We start from the raw sequence: 16,286 nt of genomic DNA on the forward strand, positions 1-16,286 counted from the left end.
TGATCAGGCTAGTCCCGAGCGCGCTTCGGGACACGCTCACGCGGGTGGTAGACACGAGAGGTCGTGTCCCGGCTCGAGGAGGATTTGCAGTGGTCGACCGTCATCGCCCCCGCCGCACGTGTCTGGCGGTTCCCGGATCCGGTCCGAAGATGATCGACAAGGCACGCGGTCTGGACGTCGACCAGTTCTTCCTGGACTTGGAGGACGCGGTCGCGCCACTGGCCAAGGCATCGGCCAGGGAGACCGTCGTCGCCGCGCTCAACGAGGGTGGCTGGGACGGCAAAACCCGCACCGTTCGGGTCAATGGCCTGAGCACCGAATGGACCTACCGGGATGTGATCGAGGTCGTGGAGGGAGCGGGATCGGCGCTGGACACGATCATGCTTCCCAAGGTCGGCAGTCCCGATCAGGTGCGTTGGTTGGACCTGACGCTGACCCAGCTCGAGAAGGCGATCGGGCTCGACGCCGGGGCGATCGGTATCGAGGTACAGATCGAGGACGCGCGAGGCCTGGTCGACGTCGACGCGATCGCGGCGGCCTCACCGAGGGTGGAAACGCTCATTTTCGGCCCTGCCGACTTCATGGCCTCGATCAACATGCGCTCGCTGGTGGTGGGGGAGCAACCACCCGGCTACGACGTCGGAGACGCCTACCACTACATCCTGATGCGCCTGCTCATGGCCGCGCGTGCCCATGACCTGCAGGTCCTCGACGGTCCATACCTGCAGATCAAGGACATCGACGGGCTCAGGCAGGTCGCCGGTCGTTCGGCCGCGCTGGGATTCGACGGGAAGTGGGTGCTGCACCCCGGTCAGGTCGATGCGGTCAACGAGATTTTCTCCCCGCGCCAGCAGGACTACGACCACGCCGAGAACATTCTCGACGCCTACGAGTGGCACACCTCGGAGGCGGGAGGCAAGCGCGGCGCGGCGATGCTCGGCGACGAGATGATCGACGAGGCCTCGCGCAAGATGGCGCTGGTGATCGCGGGAAAGGGACGTGCCGCCGGAATGCGGCGGACCGAGCCTTGGACCCCGCCCCGGGACTGAAACCCGGGTGTCGAAAGACCCGGTGAGCTCGGGCGGCCGGACGGACGTGTCCTCGTTCGTCCGGCCGATGTTCGCCGGGTGTTCACCCGGAGTGTGTGGCGGCTGTGGTTTTCCTGCCCAAAGCTGGGTGCGTGAGCTCGTCCGGCCCGGGAGATCCGAATGGTTGCCGATGGGAATCGTGCGGTCGTGCTCGGCTGGAACGGCACGCTCATCGACGGCCCCGGGGATCGGCGCGCACGGCTGGTGCCCGGAACTTCCGAGATGCTCACCGGGGCGCGCGCAGCGGCGATTCCGGTGATCGTGGTGACGTCGGTCGAGTTGGCCGTGGTCGCACGCGACGCACGTCGTCTGGGTATCGGCGGGTTGTTGTCGATGGTGATCGCCGACGTCGAGGAACCGGTTGCGGAATTGGCCGCCGTGAATCACGACTTTCCGCGCCTGGCCTGCGTGAGCGGTGTTGATTCCGAAATCGTCGCGGCTCGCCGGGCCGGTGTCGTCGCTTTCGGCTATTCCGGTGGGCTCCACTCGGGGTCGCACCTGCGGGCAGCGGGGGCCGAGGCCGTGGTTGCTCGGTTCGATCGGGGGCTGGCACTACGGGTTACCGCCAACAGGCTGTTCGCCGTGCAGGGGCATGCCTGAGCCGGTTTTCGGCAAAACCGCACGCCCTGCACCTGGGGTGGGGAAAGTTCTCTCGGCGGTTTTTCATCCGGTGCCCGGTAGGCCGGAGCGCCCGGTGTCGAAAATCGACGACGATTACTCCGCGTGCCGTGGTGAGTACATCGGGTTTCGGGTACGCTTTCTTGTGTCGTCGGCTCTTCGGGAGGGTCCGGCCCACGAGGGCGGTACGGTGCCCGGCCGTGCTCGAGTCCGGAATTGAATATCCGGTTACTTTTGTGACGTCACCGTGATGACGAATATTCGTCGAGTGCTATTTCCCGTCTGTTCATCCGAGTTGCTCGGCCATGTCACTTTCACGCTTTAGTGTTCCCTTCGCCAGCGAATACAACGGTCGGCGCTTGTCGGCCGAGCCAGGTCGAAAGGGGCAAACCTGTGCAGCGCAGTATCATGAGACGCACTGTCACCTTGCCGGTGGCAGCGGCGCTCACTCTCGTTCTGGGAGCCTGCGGTGCCGCCAACGAACAAGCTGCGGGCGGCAGTCAGGGATCGGGTCTGTCCGGGACCATCAATGGTGCGGGTGCCAGCTCGCAGGAGGCCGCGCAGCAGGCATGGCGGGCCGAGTTCGTCAAGAAGAACCCGAACGTCACGGTCAACTACTCGCCGATCGGCTCCGGTGGGGGACGTGAGCGCTTCGTTTCGGGCGCCACCGACTTCGGCGGGACCGATGCCGCTCTCGAGGGGGAGGAGCTGGCCGCCGCCAAGAAGCGCTGCGGCACGCTTGTCGAGGTTCCCACGTACGTTTCCCCGATCGCGGTCGCGTTCAATCTCGAGGGCGTCGATCAGCTGAAGCTCAAGCCTGCGACGATCGCCAAGATCTTCAACCAGAAGATCACCAAGTGGAACGACCCGGCCATCGCCGCGACCAACCCCGATGTGCAGCTGCCCAACCTGCCCATCACGCCGGTGAACCGCTCGGACGAGTCGGGAACGACCGAGAACTTCGTCGACTACCTGTCGGTGGCAGCAGGCGAGGCGTGGCCGCACGAGGTCAGCGGCAACTGGCCGGTTCCGGGTGGCGAGGCGGCCAAGGGCACCTCGGGTGTCAAGCGCGCCATCTCGGCCGGACAGGGCACCATCGGCTACCTCGACGCCAGCCGCGTGGGTGAGCTCGGCACGGTGGCCGTCGGCGTGGGCAACGAATTCGTCCCGTACTCGCCGGAAGCCGCGGCGAAGGTGCTGGAGGTCTCGAAGCGAATCAAGGGACAGGGCGAGCACGTCTTCGCCTACGACCTGGCCCGGGACACCAAGGAGTCCGGCACGTACCCGATCGCTCTGGTCTCCTACGGCATGGCCTGCGGAAGTTACGACGATCCGCAGAAGGGCAAACTCGTGCGGTCCTACTTCGAGTACATGCTCAGTGCCGAGGGCCAGCAGGCGGCTGCCGAGGCGGCCGGTTCGGCACCGATCTCGGACGCGCTGCGCAAGAAGCTGATGCCCGCTGTGCAGGCCATCGGCGCAAGCTGAAACACGCACCGACTGTGAGTTCGGGGAGGGTCTCTGCCGGGGAACCTCCCCGAACTTGGTGTGACGCTTCCTCGTCCACCGCATCACTCGAAGGAACCCGTGTGACCGATACCATTCAAAGCGCATCCGAACGCCGCAGAGCGAGGCAGCGGCCGGGAGACCGCGTGTTCACCGGTACCGCGACCGGTGCGGGCATCCTGATCCTCGTGCTCCTGGCCGGCGTCGCCGCGTTTCTGCTGATCGAGGCCTGGCCTGCGTTGCTCGCCCCGGACGAGAAAATCCCGGGCGGTGAGGGACTGGTCGTCTACATTTGGCCGCTGGTGTTCGGCACCTTGTGGGCGGCCGTGCTGGCGCTGGTGATCGCCGCACCGCTGGCGGTGCTCATCGCGCTGTTCATCACCCATTACGCCCCGCGTCACTTCGCACAGGGGCTGGGCTACATCATCGACCTGCTTGCCGCCGTGCCGAGCATCATCTACGGCCTCTGGGGATTCTCCGTGCTCGCGCCGGCTACCACGGGCCTGACCCGGTGGCTGGAGGACAACCTCGGTTTCATCCCGCTGTTCGCGGGCCCGGTCTCGACCACCGGTCGCACCATGTTCACCACAGCACTGGTGCTCGCGGTGATGATCCTGCCGATCATCACCGCGGTCGTGCGGGAGGCTTTCGTGCAGACGCCACGCCTGCACGAGGAAGCCTCCCTGGCGCTGGGTGCCACTCGTCTGGAGATGATCCGGATGGCGGTGTTGCCGTTCGGTCGCTCCAGCATCGTCAGCGGGTCCATGCTCGGTCTCGGACGCGCGCTGGGCGAGACGATGGCCGTGGCGATCGTCCTCTCGACGTCCGGCGGGGTCACGTTCAACCTGATCAGTTCGGGCAACCCGTCGACGATCGCGGCCAACATCGCGCTGGAGTTCCCGGAATCCTCCGGCATCGCCATCGACACCCTGATCGCCTCCGGCCTCGTCCTGTTCGCCATCACGCTGGTGGTGAACATGCTCGCCCGAGCGATCGTCAACCGGAGCCGCGACTCTTCGGGAGCCAACTGATGAGCACCCCGACCACTTCTCCTTCGTCGACGCGGCCCGACTCCGAGGCCGTGTCCTCCTCGGCAGCGATCGCGCGTGGCGCCCTGCCCCGATGGGCACCATGGGCCACCCTGGCCGCGGGGATGCTCGTGGCAGGCCTGCTGTCGTCGATCACGGGTTTCGCTGTCGTCCTCTTCGCCATCGAGACCGTGTTGTTCTACACGATCGCGATCTATGCCTGGTCGCGCCTCGTCGAGGGCGCGCGCAAGGCCGCTGACCGGCGTTTTACGGCCATCGTCGCCTCCGCGTTCCTGCTCGCGCTGATGCCGCTGATCTCCGTGCTGATCACTGTGGTGTCCAAGGGTCTCGAGCGCTTCGACCTGCAGTTTTTCACCTACTCGATGCGTGGTGTCGTCGGTGCGGGTGGGGGTGCCTATCACGCCCTCATGGGCACGCTGATCGTCTGCGGATTGGCCGCGCTGATGTCGGTGCCGATCGGCCTGCTCACCGCGATCTACCTCGTCGAGTACGGCCGCGGCAAGCTGGCCAGAGCGATCACGTTCGTCGTCGACGTGATGACCGGTATCCCGTCGATCGTCGCCGGGTTGTTCGCCTACGCCCTGTTCGGGCTGTTGTTCGGCCCGGGCACCATTACCGGCTTTGCCGGTGCGGTCGCGCTGAGCGTGCTGATGACCCCGGTGGTCGTACGCTCCAGCGAAGAAGCGATCAAGCTCGTGCCGAGCGATCTCCGTGAGGCCGCGTACGCGCTGGGAACTCCCAAGTACCGCGTGATCCTGCGGATCGTCCTGCCGACCGCGGTGGCCGGAATCAGCACCGGCGTGACGCTGGCGGTCGCCAGGGTGATCGGGGAGACGGCGCCGCTGCTGATCGCGACGGGCACGACCGCGAGCACCAATCTCAACCCCTTCGAGGGGCAGATGGCCACGTTGTCGGTGTTCGCCTACTACGAGTACGCGACCCCGGGTGTCCCGCCGGACCCCTATCTGGACAGGGCGTGGGCGGCGGCGTTGACCCTCATGGTCATCGTCATGCTGCTCAACCTCGTCGCCCGGTTGATCTCCCTGTTTTTCGCCCCGAAGAGCCGCTGAAGCGGTACCGATCCGAAGAGGACGTAGAAGTGGCAAAGCGCATCGACGTCAAGGACCTGGACATTTACTACGGCTCTTTCCGAGCCGTGCAGAGCGTGTCGATGACCATCCAGCCGCGCGCGGTGACCGCACTGATCGGCCCCTCCGGCTGCGGGAAATCGACCTATCTGCGCGCGCTCAACCGGATGCACGAGCTCATGCCGGGTGCGCGGGTCGAGGGCAAGGTCGTCATGGACGATGAGGACCTCTACGACTCCGATATCGATCCGGTCGATGTCCGCAAGCAGGTCGGGATGGTCTTCCAGCGGCCGAACCCGTTCCCGACCATGTCGGTCTATGAGAACGTCGCCGCCGGTCTGCGGCTGAACAACAAGCGGATGAAGAAGTCCGCAGTGGACGAAGTGGTCGAGCGGTCGCTGCGTGGGGCGAATCTGTGGGAGGAACTGGGGGGCCGTCTCCACAAGCCCGGGTCCGGGTTGTCCGGAGGGCAGCAGCAGCGCCTGTGCATCGCGCGCGCCATCGCCGTCGAGCCCGCGGTACTGCTGATGGACGAGCCCTGTTCGGCACTCGATCCACTCTCGACTCACGCCATCGAGGACCTCATGGCCGAGCTGAAGAAGGACTACACGATCGTCATCGTCACCCACAACATGCAGCAGGCCGCCAGGGTCAGCAACTACACCGGCTTTTTCAACATCGCGGGCACGGGACAGCCCGGTGAGCTGGTGGAGTTCGACGAAACACAGACGATCTTCTCGACCCCGACGCACGCTGCCACCGAGGACTACATTTCCGGCCGTTTCGGGTGAGGAGTGCTTTCCCCTCTGGCCGCATCCGGTCGGCGGTTCCGAAGTGGATGGTGTGCGCGGTAGTTTCGCCGCACTGAGCGGGCATCCGACCGAGAGGCGGACTTCGAGGTGGTCGATACCGGGCCGTCACGGCCGAATCAGCAGCAACTTCGGTTGGCACTGGCCATGCGCGGTGGCGTGAGCATGGCGGTGTGGATCGGTGGTGCGGTCTCCGAGATCGAGCACGTGCGCAACGCCGCCGCGCGACGACGGGAAACCTCCGGCGAGGTGCACCCGTGGGGGGAACTGGCCCGGCTCGCCGGATACGACTCGGTCGAGGTGGACGTGCTCGCAGGCACCTCGGCGGGTGGCCTGAACGCGACCCTGCTGTCCGCTTCGCTCGTCTACGGAATGCCGTTCGAGGGGATGCGGCGGACGTGGGTGCGGCTGGCGGATCTGGAGGCGATGGCCCGCCCGGTACCGAAGTTCTGGCACCGTCGACCGCAGTCGCTGCTGGAAGGCGATGCCTACTTCCGACCCGAACTCGCCCGCGCGATCACCGAGCACGTGCCCGCACCCGGCCGGGCGGAGGCACTGGGGAACCGAGTGGATCTCCTGCTCACGGCGACACTGCTGGATCCGGTCGTCGAGCGGCACCTCGACGGCCGTGCCGAGCCGATCACGAAGGAGCGGCGTCGAGCCGCATTCCGGTTCCGGCACCGGGGCCGACCCGGACTGCCACTGTCCGATTTCGGCGCCGAGGAGGAATTTCCCGGCACGGCAGGACGCCTGGCTCAGGCGGCCCGTACGACCTCGTCGTTTCCGCTGGCCTTCGAGCCCTCCGAGGTGTACTCGTCCGCCGCGGAACCCGCCGAGGACGTACCGAACATGTACGGATTGTTCTCGCGGACGGGCACGTCCTCCGGGCGCCGGTCGTTCCGGGTGATCGACGGCGGAGTGCTCGACAACATCCCGGTGACCTCGGCGATTCGCTCGATCGCCGATGCGCCTGCCGACCGGCCGACCGAGCGCTGGCTGCTGTACCTGAACCCCGAGCCCGCGCAGCCGGAAACCGGTGCGCAGCGGGGAACAGGTACCGGGAAATCCGGTGGGCGCCGGTTCGCGCTGCCCGTCACCACCACCGCATTGCAGGCCAAGCTCGGGCAGGAGTCCCTGCTGGCCGACATCGCGGCGTTGGACGAGCACAACAATGCGGTGCGGCGAACGGAACTGCGCAGGAGGGCGTTGTTCGCCGAGCTCGCCGCGACAGCACCCGGTCGACGGCAGCGGGTGCTGGCCGAGCATGTCGAGTCCGTGCTGGGTGATCACGCGGTCGTTCGGGCGGAACTGGATGCCGCGGCCGTGCACCGGTTGCTCACCGACCCGGAGCCGACCGAGCACGGCCGCCTCCTGGAGCCGGTCGCCGAGGACCCGCTCGCGGAGTGGTCGAGCTCGGCGCGAACCGAGCTGCGCGAAGCACTGTCCGCACGGCTGAGCAGGTTGGCCTCCGATGCTCCGGAGGCGATGTTCGACGGTGTCCGCGGCTTGCTGTCCGGCGTGCACGAATGCCTCGGCTGGGCGCAGGACCTGGAACACCGGGTGCCGGAGGAGCAGGCACGGGAGATCGGCCGGTGCAAGGCGACGCTGTACCGACTGCGCGTGTTCGGCGAGGTCCTCGCGGATCACGCCGATCGATACTGGATCACCGGGGCACTGTGGGAGCCGATCACCCGGCTCGAGGAGCTCGACGGGTGGGTCGGTCGGATGGCGCGGCGGCAGCGCCGGCTACAGCACCACCTGCCGTCGCCGATCCGGCCACTGCTGGGGGCGGTTCTGCAGGCGGCCGAGGCGGACGAGGAGCTGCTGGGGGAGCATTTCCAACGATGCCTGGGCGAGTTCGCCGCGGAAATTTCATCCATAGTGGAATCGTCGGGTGCGGATGCGAGTGCCGAACCCGAGACCCCGGAGAACACCGAGGGACCCGGGGACACCGGCGAGAAGACCCGCACTTCCCCGGACACCGGCCCGGTGGATGCGGTGGCCGAGGCGAGGGCGGTGCTGCACCGGGTGCTCGCGCGCATGGCGGCCGCCGTCGGCGACCGTGCCGGATCCCGCGAACCGCAGCAGCTCGCCTACTCGATGTTGGAAGGTGCGGCCCCCGAGCAGCAAGCCGCCGTTCTGCACCGGTTGGTCGTGCTCACGGCGCCGCTCGATGCCGGAGGTGCCGCCGGAACGCATATCCGCTTCCTGCGTGTCGCCGGGGACACGCACACGCCGCTTCCGTTCGACTCGCTACGGCGGGGCGGTGCGAGCCGGGACGGCCGGATCCGCGTCGCCGACAAGGTCCGGGGTTCCGCACTGGGGAATTTCGCGGCGTTCCTGTCCGCGAAGTGGCGCGCGAACGACTGGATGTGGGGCCGGCTCGACTCGGCCGCGAATCTCGTCCCGCTGCTGACCGACCCTGTTCGCCTGCGGCAGTACAACGCGGACCTCGGTGCGGAAGGACTCGGTGATGCCCTCCAGGCCGTTGTCTGCCGCCCGACACGGGCCGAACTCGGAGAGCTCGACGAGGCGGGCACCCGGCAATGGCGTGCGTTTCTCGCCGAGAAGTGGGCAGCGCGTGCCGGGGATGTGCGGGCCGAACTGGATGCCCTGTTCGCGCGGCCCGACAGCGATCACCCGCTGACCGAGACCCGTACGGTCCTCACCGAGCGTCTGCAGTGGGCCATCGCCGCCGAGGAGGTTCCGTTCGTCTCCTCGGTGGCCTCCGGTGCCGATCCCGATGCGGCCGATGTGGCCCAGGCAACCGAACCGGCTCGGCTCGTCGAACAGGTGCGGCACTACGACGTCGGGCGCGGACGCGCCACCGATCTCGACGAGCAGCGGAAGGCGTCGATGGCCACGCGGTTCGTCCTGATCGCCTACCGCGCTCTCCTGCCGAACCGCAGCGGCGTGCCGACGGTACTGGCGCGATGCGGCACCATGCTGCTCAAACCGCTGTTGCTGACCCTGGCGTTCGTGGCCGCCGCTCCCACGCGCGCCGCCCTGGTCGCCTTCCTCGCTGCGGCGGGCAGCACGTTCACGGGACTGGGCATCGGGGCGAAGTCGAGTGCCCACTCCGCCTCCGACCTGCTGCCGGACGGCGGTGGCGCCGACCGAATGACGTGGACGATGACCTGGAAGGACGGCTCCGCCCCGGATCTTGCGGACACCGTGATCAACCTGTTCGGCACGGAGATGTCCCAAGTCCTCGAATCGGCTCAGCGGCTCCGAACCGAGCAACAACGCTCTCCGCAGTGGCTGACCTTCTTCGACTTCTCGGGGGTCTCGTTCGGCCCCGGCGTGTATGTCGCTCTCGCCCTGGCAGTGGTCACCGCCGGGTGGCTCGGTTGGCAGGTCGCGGGCCGGGTGAGCCATGGCCATGGGTTCGCGAGAGGGGTCCCGGCACTGTTCGTCGGCGGTGCTCTGCTCGCGGGCGGCTACTGGCTGTTGACGACCGGGTTGCGGCTGGGGCCGCTGGGGCTGGCTGTGTTCGCGGTCCTGGTGGCGTGGCTTGCGACGTTCGCCTATCGCAGCAGCGGCCGGCTCCTTGCGACCGTGCTGACGGCGGTGGTGTTCGGTTCGGCGATGTGGGGTGCTGCGTGGCTGGGATGGTCCGTCGGTGGCTGGATCGCGGTGGCCACGGTCGTCGCTGCGTACGCGCACATGCTGCTGCTCGGCACGGTCGATGTGCTCCCTCCGCGCCCGCGGCCCGAACGTGCGCATGCGGCGGGTTCGACCCGCTTGCGGGAAGGCCGAACGGCGGGAGATGATCTCCCGCCGTATCCGGCGGAGTAGCCTGGGAGGAACAGGAGAGTGGCAGGTTTCGTGCCTGACCACAGCGAGCAGCCCCAGGGCGGAAGCGGCACGTGTGGAAGCGACACAGGACGCGACCATCCCGGGCGAGGAACACAGTCGAGTAACGCAGTGCAGCGAGCCGCCCGGACCAGGGCAGCCAGTGTCATGGAGGTGTCAGCGGTGTCCAGCCCGTTTTCCGGCTCCGCCCGGCCGGGGCCGGGCGCCCCGAGCCTGCCCACCCCACCGACCGGTTGGCCGATCGGTTCGTACGGCACCTATGCGGAGGCGCAGCGCGCCGTCGATCATCTCGCCGACAACGAGTTCCCCGTGCAGGAGGTCACGATCGTCGGCGTGGACCTCATGCTCGTGGAGCGTGTCACCGGCAGGCTGAGCTGGGCACGTGTCCTGGGCGGGGGTGCGGCCTCGGGTGCCTGGTTCGGTTTGTTCGTCGGCCTCATCATGGGCCTGTTCTCCGCACAGGGCATGTGGTTCGGCCCGGTGCTGGTCGGCCTGGGTGCCGGTGTGATCTTCGGCATGATCTTCGCCGCCGTCGGCTACGCCTCCACCCGAGGACGCCGTGACTTCTCGTCGGCCAGCCAGCTCGTCGCGGGCCGCTATGACGTACTGGCCCAACCCGGCCACGCCGAGCAGGGCCGCGACCTGCTCGCCCGCCTGGCCATGCGCCCACCGCCCTCCCAGTAACCGGTACTACGTGCGGTTGTGCTTGTGCAGTTTCGCGCGAAACTGCACAAACACACGGAACGCCATGGCCGTGCGCCCGCTGTTGCTTCAGCAGTGCCGAGCGGGTACGGAGGCCGTGCTTACTCGGGACCATGGCCGGTGGGTATCCGACTCGACCCGGCGATCTCCCGGAGATGGTGCTGCACGTGGTGGATGGCTTTTTCCGCTGTCAACGCCTGTCCTTCGAGATGTTCTTGCCCGTGGCGCTCGCGGCTCAAGTGCCACGGGCAGCATGCAGCAGTCCACAGCCCGCCGAGAACCGCCCCGAGAGCGGGTAGGCCGGAGACCACGGCCCTGCGTGGCTCGGGTGTTGTTCGGATGTGCGTATTGACACTCGGCGCGACGGCGACGTAGCTAAGCTCGTCCGGAATCCGATCATGGACAGCGGTGGGAGTAGGCGCGAATGACTGGGGTGCGGTGCACGTTCTGGGAGTTGGGGGCCATCGTGCGGCATGCGCGCAAGCGACACGCTGCCGGTCTCGTGCGCGGTGCGCAGGGGCGAGGGAGATTCGCCCTGCCGTCGTTTCTGACCTCGCGGGACAGCGGTCTGGAACAGCCCGCGGATCCGGTGGCGGTGCTGGCCGAGGCGGAGGCGAGCGCGCGGCACAAGGGCTGGATCGGTGATGACGAGCAGCTGAACGATCAGTGGGAGGAGATCGTCACCTCGCTGGTGCACGGCTCCTCCTGCGGGTTTCTGCAGATCGGTGATCCGGAGGCCGACGAGGTGCGGGTGCTGGTGGCCCAGCACGGTCTGGCCCACCGAGTGGTCCTGGAGCGCGAGGACGTGACCGTCGACGAGCTGCGCCCGGAGGCGGCGTGGCAGTCGCTGGCTGCGTGCCTGCCGGAGAGAGCACCTGCCGAGGGGCGTGCGGTTTCGGTGTCCACCGAGGTGCTGGCCGTGGCCGGCGCCGAGGGCGAAAAGCACCGGGGTGACCAGGGCGAGTGGATGAGCTACGAACTGCGCAGGCAGGACGTGCCTGCGGCGGACGCGCAGGCGGTCGGGGCACTGACGAACATGGCCGACCGGACCACCGCCCAGATCGCCGTGGCCGTCCGCGATGAGAACAACTCGCTGCACATCGGACCGTTCGCGATCAACGTGCACCACGCGCCATCGGGGTGGGTGGCGATGTTCCGGCAGCCCCCGAACGGGGAGACGACGACGGTGACCCCGGCGGACACCGCGCTGATCGCCACGACCACCCAGCGGTACGTGGACCGGTTGCACGAGCGGGTCGCCCGGAATTGATCGGGCGGTCAGGTGGGGGAGGAAAGACGTACCCGGCCGGTGCGGACCTGGTCGAACACCATCCGCACACCGACCGGTTGTCGGTGTCGGTGAGGTCGCCGGGCGAGGTCAGCACGCCGCACAGGGCGGCGATCCGGCCGCGCCGGTCCGGCACGGCCGGCAGGGCGATGACATGGTTCTGGTAACCGAAGGCGGCCCAGTAGCCGGTCGGTGGTTGTGCGGTGTTGCTCATTCGGTGAGGTGACTTTCCGCTGGCAGGGATGGATCCGGTGGCCGGGCGGGGAGAGGCGCGCTGCCCGGCCACCGGGCGGTCCCGCGCGGGTCGGGGTCACCGCGCGAAACCGGGTCTTGGGGGCTGCTAAGACTGCTGCTGTTGGGCTTGCTGCTGTTGTTCTTTCAGCAGGCGCCAGCAGTCCATACAGGTCTGCTTCATGATCCAGTCGATTTCCTCGGCCACCCGCTGCAGCTCATCGGTGTCGACCTCGGCTCCGCACATCGCCTCGACCGTCTCGCCCGGCTCGGCCTGACGCGCCCGCACTCCGAAGGCATGCCGACCACTCGACACCGGCTGCCAAAGCCCCACCCGCGTCCCATCACTACGCATCACTACCTCCTCGGTTGGTTCCTACATCACAAAATATTTCTAGATATTGTGAGGATCCACAAGACGCCCGATCGGGTGGTTGCCTTGGCCGGAGGTGGCCAGGAGGGGAAGATCAACGAGTCCTGCCGAGGAGGCCCACACATGGCAATGAGTCCGACCGTGCGTAGCCGTCGCTTGGGTGCCCAACTGCGCGACCTGCGGACGAACGCCAATATCCGAGGTGTTGAACTCGCCAAGGCTGCGGGCGTTTCGCAGTCGCATCTGTCGCAGTGCGAAAACGGCCGTGCGGTCCTCACCGCGAAGCAGCTTGATGCGGCGTTGACCCACCTCGATGTTGTCGCCGACCAAGCAGAGCACATGCAAGAGCTGCGTCGTGACGCCGCGAAGAAAGGCTGGTGGCACGACTTCGTCGATGTGCTTCCAGAGCAGGTCGAAGTGCTGATAGGCCTTGAAACGGAGGCCAGTTGGCTACGCACCTATGAAGGCGGCGTCGTTCCGGGATTGCTCCAGACCAGGAACTACGCGGAAGCTGTGATCAGCGCTGCGACACCGTATGTGCGTCCTGAGGACATCGAGCGGCGGGTGGATCTTCGGATGCGGCGTCAGGAGCGTCTGGCCGAGCCCGACTGTCAGCTCACAGCTGTCATTGGGGAGGAGGCCATCCGATACCAGGTAGGCGGTGCCGCAGTGCTACGCGAGCAGCTACATCACCTGATCAACACGGTGGCCAGATACAACGTCACGGTGCAGGTCGTGCCGTTCACCACAGGAGCGCACCCGGGACGCGGTGAGAACTACATGATCTTGAGTTTCCCCGAGCCCACCGATCCGGAGGCCGTGTACTTGGAGACATTGACGTCCTGGGCCTTCCGGGAGAAGCCTCACGAGATACGTGCGTACACCTATACGTTCAATGCCATCACGGCCTTGGCATTATCTCCCAAGGAGAGCATGGAGTTAATCAAAACAGCTGCCGAGGAGCTAGCAGGATGAAGGCCAACGCTGAATTGAGTCCCCTGACTGGGAGCTGGCGTAAGTCCAGCAGGAGCAATGGAACCGGTAACTGTGTCGAGGTGTCTGTGGGTCCTGCGGTGGGGGTGCGCGATACCAAGGATCGTCACGGCGGGATGTTGATGTTCGGCGAGCGCGCGTGGGCGGATTTCCTCGCGCACCTCAAGGCAAAGAGGTCCTGATCCGAGGGCGCTGGGCAGCGGCCGGGTAGGGGTTTTATCCATTTTCGCCCACGCGGGTGTGGCTCTGTGCCACGATCATCGGCGGGGCCGAGGGGCGGTCTCACCGAGGGGAGCGGGATGAGCGAGGAGATGAGCCCGGCCGAGATGCGGATCGTGGGTCAGGCTGTGACGCCGTTCAATCCGGTCACGGGTGCGGCCATGATCACGGCGGGAACCGTGCACGGGCAGACGACCTTCGAGGTTCAGCCCGACATGCTGCCCCGCCTGCTGTCCGGCCTCGACCGGGTGCGGGGGAAGTACCGTGAGGCCCTGCGTCTATCCCGAAATCTGAGCAATATCGCGCCGCCCGCGTGGGACGAGGTGACCAAGCAGGTCACCAGAAACATCACCCAGCGGGCCTCGGGCGGGCCGAACAGCCTCGAAGATACGGCCACAGGAATGATCAAGTGGGTGGACGACTTCAAGGCTGCTGTGCAGCAGGCGATCACCGACACCCAGCGCGTCGACGAAGCGAATCGGATGGTCTGAAGCGGTGCGAACCACATACATCACCCGTGCCGCCGCTGCCGCTGTGCTCGCTGCGGGAGTGGCGAGCTGTGCCGGTCCGGGAGCGGAAACTCCCGAGCCGACCACGGGCAGTGAGACCTCGCCCTCGGCGACGAAGAGCCCATTTTCCATCTCGCAGCCGAAAGACCTGGCCGCGATCTCCGATCCCTGCCGGTTGTTGACTCCGCAGCAGGTGCAGCAGCTCGGTGCCGGTGAACCTCAGCCGGACGGGAAATCACCGTGGGGGCAGGCGCAGTGTCTATGGGATAGCCAGAAACTGGCAATCAGTGTTTCTCCGGACACGGTGCAAGGGCAGGGCATCCGCACGGCAGCGTTCAACAACAGCGAGTCCGGCAAGCCCACCCATCGAGTGCGCGGATACCCAGCCGTGCACTCGTATCCGAGCGACATCAGTTGCGGAACGTTCGTGGGTACGTCGAAGACCGATGTGGTTTCGGTGTCCTTCACGGTCGGCAGTGCGGGACGCGGCGCCCCCGAGTACGCCGATCCGTGTGCCATGTCGGACAAGATCGCGGGCATGGTGCTCGAGAACCTGCCTCCGGCCTGATCCGGGCGGAGCCTCCGCCCACCCCGAGTCCATCCACAGCGCGAGAGAGGGAGGTGTGTGGTCGTGGTGCTGGGTTTTGGCTGGCTGTTCGGTGGTGATGATGTCGATACGGCCCACAACGGTTTCGATCACGCCAAGATCTACAACGAGTGGCAGACCGGTCCGGGCGTGGCGGACATGTCGCAGGCCGCCGGAGACTGGGGTCGCCAGGTCAGTGACGCGTTCGACGTTGCCCACGCCGAGCTGGAGGGTGTGCTCAAGGACTCCGAGGTGGCCGTGCGCGGTGCGGCCGGCGACTCGATGCGCGCGAGTGCGAAACCGCTGCAGCAGGCCACGCGGGAGTCCATCGGCGTGGCCACTCAGGTAGGGTCCACAGTGGAGCAGCAGGCGCAGGCCTCGGCCGATTTCAAGGCCGCGTTCCCGCCGCCGCACCAGGTGCCGCCGTCGAACATCGGCTGGACCGACTACATCAACCCGGTCTCGTACGGAGTCAAGAAGGGCGTGCAGGCCAAGCACGAGCAGCTTCACGACGAGGTCGAGGCCGAGGCACGGCGCCAGTACGAGGGCTACACCCAGGCCAGCAACGACCGCACCTCCGGCATTCAGCGCTTCTCCCCGGTTCCTACCTTCGGTGGCGAGGTCAACCGTGCCGAGGCTCAGCCGGTCGGCGCCGTGGACCCGAACGCGGGCGGTGCCGGGGCCGGTGGCGGTGGTTCCGGTTTGCAGGTGGGCGGCACGTACCGCGCCGCCGATGACAGCGCGGCGGGCTCGGGGCAGTCTCCGACCGGTTCGACTCCTGGTGGCGCCGCACCCGGCTCAGGCGGTGCCCCCGGCAGTAGCGGCCCAGGTGGTGCTGCCGATGGTGGGAACTCGGCGCCGGCGGACCCGGCAGGCAGCGAATCCTCCTGGGCGACCCAGCCCCCGGCCACCGGCGGTCCGGCGCCCCTGCCCGGCACCGGCACGCCCGGCACCGGCTCGGGTGGTGGCTTCGTCGGTGGTGTCGTCGGAGGTGGCTCCGGTGCGGGTTCGGGTGTGCGTGGGGGAGCAGGTACCGGTGTGGGAACCGGTCGTGGTGGTAGCGGCCCGGCACCCGGTGGCCGCTCGGGAAGCGGCACGCTCGGCACACCCGGTGCCGGTACCCCTCGTGCCACGGCTCCCACGGCCTCTGGCGCCGGAGGTGTGCGCGGTGGAGCTCCGGTGGCCGGCGCCCGTGGCGGTCAACAGGGCGGCGACGAGGACGAGGAACACGAGAACAAGTACATGGTCCCGACCGACGAGGCCTGGCAGGACCTGGGCCTGCCCCGCACCGCTCCGCCGGTCATCGGCGGCGACCTCGAACCGGTGCAGCCCCCGCCGCGTCCCCACGAAGAAGGCGACAGCCGCGGAGGGGAGCGGTCCCTGTCCTGAGCCGGATACAGCGGGGTGAATGCGT

At 67.4% G+C, this 16,286-nt stretch carries 15 protein-coding genes; 14 read left to right on the top strand and 1 reads right to left on the bottom strand.

Translation table 11 applies throughout. The features are described 5' to 3' along the window. Nucleotides 1–89 precede the first annotated feature (89 nt). The 9 genes from JOF55_RS15045 (at nt 90) to JOF55_RS15085 (ending at nt 11,943) form a co-directional block, all read left to right on the top strand. Nucleotides 90–1,049: an HpcH/HpaI aldolase/citrate lyase family protein gene (locus tag JOF55_RS15045; RefSeq protein WP_310274713.1), complete on the top strand. Its 960-nt coding sequence runs from the start codon at nt 90–92 to the stop codon at nt 1,047–1,049. Between the two features lie 159 nt (nt 1,050–1,208). Continuing rightward, a complete protein-coding gene (locus JOF55_RS15050; RefSeq protein ID WP_310274715.1) occupies nt 1,209–1,688 on the top strand; it encodes an HAD family hydrolase in 480 nt (159 codons plus the stop codon). Nucleotides 1,689–2,114: 426 nt separating this feature from the next. Beyond that, complete coding sequence (pstS, locus tag JOF55_RS15055) at nt 2,115–3,191, top strand: phosphate ABC transporter substrate-binding protein PstS (RefSeq protein WP_310274718.1); 1,077 nt, start codon at nt 2,115–2,117, stop codon at nt 3,189–3,191. Nucleotides 3,192–3,304: 113 nt separating this feature from the next. Next, a complete protein-coding gene (pstC, locus tag JOF55_RS15060) occupies nt 3,305–4,240 on the top strand; it encodes a phosphate ABC transporter permease subunit PstC (RefSeq protein ID WP_374727511.1) in 936 nt (311 codons plus the stop codon). Next, nucleotides 4,240–5,328, top strand: coding sequence for a phosphate ABC transporter permease PstA (gene pstA, locus JOF55_RS15065; RefSeq protein ID WP_310274722.1), 1,089 nt, complete (start codon nt 4,240–4,242; stop codon nt 5,326–5,328). The genes pstC and pstA overlap by 1 nt, the downstream gene beginning before the upstream one ends. Before the next feature lie 29 nt (nt 5,329–5,357). Then, the gene (pstB, locus tag JOF55_RS15070; protein ID WP_310274724.1) at nt 5,358–6,137 is read left to right on the top strand and encodes a phosphate ABC transporter ATP-binding protein PstB; all 780 of its coding nucleotides are present in this window, start codon (nt 5,358–5,360) and stop codon (nt 6,135–6,137) included. Nucleotides 6,138–6,245: 108 nt separating this feature from the next. Further along, nucleotides 6,246–9,953: a patatin-like protein gene (locus JOF55_RS15075; RefSeq protein ID WP_310274726.1), complete on the top strand. Its 3,708-nt coding sequence runs from the start codon at nt 6,246–6,248 to the stop codon at nt 9,951–9,953. A gap of 180 nt (nt 9,954–10,133) precedes the next feature. Further along, a complete protein-coding gene (locus JOF55_RS15080) occupies nt 10,134–10,655 on the top strand; it encodes a general stress protein (protein ID WP_310274729.1) in 522 nt (173 codons plus the stop codon). A gap of 442 nt (nt 10,656–11,097) precedes the next feature. Continuing rightward, nucleotides 11,098–11,943, top strand: coding sequence for an ESX secretion-associated protein EspG (locus tag JOF55_RS15085; protein WP_310274731.1), 846 nt, complete (start codon nt 11,098–11,100; stop codon nt 11,941–11,943). Between the two features lie 358 nt (nt 11,944–12,301). On the opposite strand, the gene JOF55_RS15090 is transcribed toward JOF55_RS15085, so the two are convergent. Next, the gene (locus tag JOF55_RS15090; protein ID WP_310274733.1) at nt 12,302–12,547 is read right to left on the bottom strand and encodes an HC3 family zinc finger protein; all 246 of its coding nucleotides are present in this window, start codon (nt 12,545–12,547) and stop codon (nt 12,302–12,304) included. Nucleotides 12,548–12,688: 141 nt separating this feature from the next. Between JOF55_RS15090 and JOF55_RS15095 the strand changes: the two genes are divergently transcribed. From JOF55_RS15095 to JOF55_RS15115, 5 genes are all read left to right on the top strand, one after another. Next, a complete protein-coding gene (locus tag JOF55_RS15095; RefSeq protein WP_310274734.1) occupies nt 12,689–13,540 on the top strand; it encodes a helix-turn-helix domain-containing protein in 852 nt (283 codons plus the stop codon). Further along, on the top strand, nt 13,537–13,740 hold the full coding sequence (locus JOF55_RS15100) for a DUF397 domain-containing protein (protein WP_310274736.1): 204 nt from the start codon (nt 13,537–13,539) through the stop codon (nt 13,738–13,740). Before JOF55_RS15095 ends, JOF55_RS15100 begins: the two co-directional genes overlap by 4 nt. 117 nt (nt 13,741–13,857) lie before the next feature. After that, nucleotides 13,858–14,268 carry a hypothetical protein gene (locus JOF55_RS15105; RefSeq protein WP_310274738.1) on the top strand — a complete coding sequence of 137 codons (411 nt, stop codon included), beginning with the start codon at nt 13,858–13,860 and terminating at the stop codon, nt 14,266–14,268. Between the two features lie 4 nt (nt 14,269–14,272). Beyond that, on the top strand, nt 14,273–14,854 hold the full coding sequence (locus JOF55_RS15110; RefSeq protein WP_310274740.1) for a DUF3558 domain-containing protein: 582 nt from the start codon (nt 14,273–14,275) through the stop codon (nt 14,852–14,854). A 63-nt stretch (nt 14,855–14,917) separates the two neighbouring features. After that, complete coding sequence (locus tag JOF55_RS15115; RefSeq protein WP_310274743.1) at nt 14,918–16,261, top strand: PPE domain-containing protein; 1,344 nt, start codon at nt 14,918–14,920, stop codon at nt 16,259–16,261. Nucleotides 16,262–16,286 lie beyond the last annotated feature (25 nt).

Origin of the sequence: Haloactinomyces albus (genome assembly GCF_031458135.1) — a bacterium.
Taxonomy (GTDB): Bacteria; Actinomycetota; Actinomycetes; order Mycobacteriales; family Pseudonocardiaceae; genus Haloactinomyces; species Haloactinomyces albus.